The 511-nt window shown below is 65.9% G+C and carries 1 protein-coding gene; it reads right to left on the reverse strand.

Features of this window, described 5'->3' with window-relative positions; translation table 11 throughout:
• A partial coding sequence (locus D1614_RS29025) for an EAL domain-containing protein (protein WP_147384428.1) occupies window positions 1-511 on the reverse strand: 511 nt, incomplete at both ends.

Consider the following 511-nt stretch of genomic DNA (forward strand, 5'->3'; position numbering starts at 1 on the left):
ATTGCGGATCCAGCAACTGGGCAACCGACAGATTGACGGCGGCATGCACGCACGGCTGATGCCGGCTGCTGCGTCCCGCCCGCTGCGATTCTTCGCGCAGCAGCCCGGCCAGCATTTGCGCGGCGTTGTCGAGCACCCAATGGCCTACCTGGCGAATGTCGCCGGTCTGTTCCAGGATCGGCAGAAAATCGGCCGGTGCCACGCCGCCCAATTCCGGAGAGATCCAGCGCAGCAAAAACTCGTAGCCGACGATCCGTCCGTCGGTCAGGCTCAGTTGCGGTTGCAGGTTCAGGCTGAACTGGCGGCGCGCAAGCGCATGGCGCAGTTGCGCAGCCAGACGCGGATGCTCGGCGATGGCGTCGTATCCGTTGCTGGAGCCCGCATCGCCTGTATCGTCCGTCGCGCCAGTGATGCCCCCCGTGCGTGGGGGCATGGCCGCAGGCGCATACAGCGCGGGGCTTTGTTCGGCACCCTGCTGCACACCGTAGAGCGCACGGTCGGCCTGTTCAAT

The sequence above is a fragment of the Maribellus luteus genome (genome assembly GCF_003576475.1).
In the GTDB taxonomy this organism is placed as follows: Bacteria; Bacteroidota; Bacteroidia; order Bacteroidales; family Prolixibacteraceae; genus Draconibacterium; species Draconibacterium luteum.